The organism is Paenibacillus sp. NRS-1782 (genome assembly GCF_050467685.1).
GTDB lineage: Bacteria > Bacillota > Bacilli > Paenibacillales > Paenibacillaceae > Paenibacillus > Paenibacillus terrae_A.
This window is the reverse complement of record NZ_JBITPH010000106.1, coordinates 1-1,492: the sequence shown is the minus strand read 5'-3', so window position 1 is coordinate 1,492 and position 1,492 is coordinate 1. Positions and strand designations below refer to the sequence as shown.

Genomic DNA, 1,492 nt, shown 5'->3' with positions numbered 1-1,492 from the left:
TGAGTACATAGATAAACATCCGATGCTGGCTGAACTAGTCAAATGGAGCAGATCTGTCCCTATTTCACACGTGGAAAATTCACTTTTGAAAGCTGCTACGGGGTATGAATATGAGGAAATTCGTACAATAGTCGAAGAGGACAAAAATGGAAAAAAGAAGACGCGTATCGAGAAGGTAAAACGATATCAGCCTCCCAATCCAACAGCGATGATCTTCTACTTAAAGAATCGCGCGCCCAACGAGTGGAATGATCGACGTGAGCTGGTGGTGAATACGAAGGCACTAGAACAGGAACGGAAGCAGCTATTTTTGGATATGATTGAAGCGGATGTAGTGGATGCCGAATATGAAGCTATTGAGGAATCGGTCGAGACAGAGGAAGGATACATAGAGCCAGAAGATTCACAGCTATAACGTTATGCCGTCAGTATTTGTATAGATAAACGCCAGTTTCAGCCCTGAATGAGCCTGTAAAGTAGCCAGAATCAGTGCATAAGATAGGTTATGCAAACGGTGGACTTTGCCCCACATCAACGGTATGATGTGACACATAAGCGAAAGGTGGGGCGAATATGGAGTATATTCAAGGGTTTGAAGCACATTTACGGAGCAAGGATCGGAGCGAGAACACTATTTCCTGTTACATTAGGGACGTGTTACAGTTCATAGCTTGGTATCGGGGTAAGACGGAATATGGACTGGAGAAGTGGATTGAATTGGATGGTGTAGAGTACAAGAAGGTTCTGCAAAGCACTAACCAGGCAATACTGACCATCAACCGTAAGGTCGCCAGTATCAACGTGTTTGCAAAGTGGATGCATCAACAAGGGTATATTAAGGAAGAAATACATATCGAAGCGGTTAGGAACAAGGTTGTTCGGCAGTATAAGGGTCTTGAGGAAAAGGATTTGTGGAAGCTGCGGAATGAAATTCACCGTATGGGAAATCGGCTGCACATTTGTATGATCGAATTATTGATTGGGACTGGCATACGAGTAAGCGAATTGGTTGGCATCCAGTTGAAGGATATTGAGATAAGTGAACGCAAAGGTTTATTGAGGATACTTGGCAAAGGAAATGCCTATCGAACCATACCGATGAATAAGGATGTGCGAAAAGCCATTACTCGATATCTTGAAGCCAGACCACAAGTGGAATCAGAATATCTATGTATGGGGCAGCGAGGGCCTTTGGAGCGAAATGCGATTAATCTGATTTTGAACAAATACGGAAATCGGGTCAATGTGAAGGTCACACCCCATATGCTCAGACATACCCTTGGCTATAAGCTGGTGAAAACGACTCCATTGACGACTATCCAGCAAATCCTTGGACATGATCACGTAGCGACAACCAATATCTATACGCTGACGACACAGCAGGATATGGCTGAAGCTTTGGCAAATATCGAGTGGTAAGCAGCCACTCTTTTTGTCGTGGATGGGAGGGGGGCTTCTATGTAGAGAAACGGAGCCGCCAGCAAAGGGTGCA

The 1,492-nt window shown here is 44.6% G+C and carries 1 protein-coding gene and 1 pseudogene; both read left to right on the top strand.

The window, feature by feature from the left end:
* Positions 1–415: pseudogene (locus ACIFQM_RS24820) on the top strand (transposase); the annotation flags it as partial.
* Between the two features lie 158 nt (positions 416–573).
* A complete protein-coding gene (locus tag ACIFQM_RS24815; RefSeq protein WP_430066399.1) occupies positions 574–1,419 on the top strand; it encodes a tyrosine-type recombinase/integrase in 846 nt (281 codons plus the stop codon).
* Positions 1,420–1,492 lie beyond the last annotated feature (73 nt).

Coding starts and splice junctions, on each gene's coding strand:
- ACIFQM_RS24815 (WP_430066399.1), top strand. CDS start 574: ATGGAGTATATTCAAGGGTTTGAAGCACATTTACGGAGCAAGGATCGG.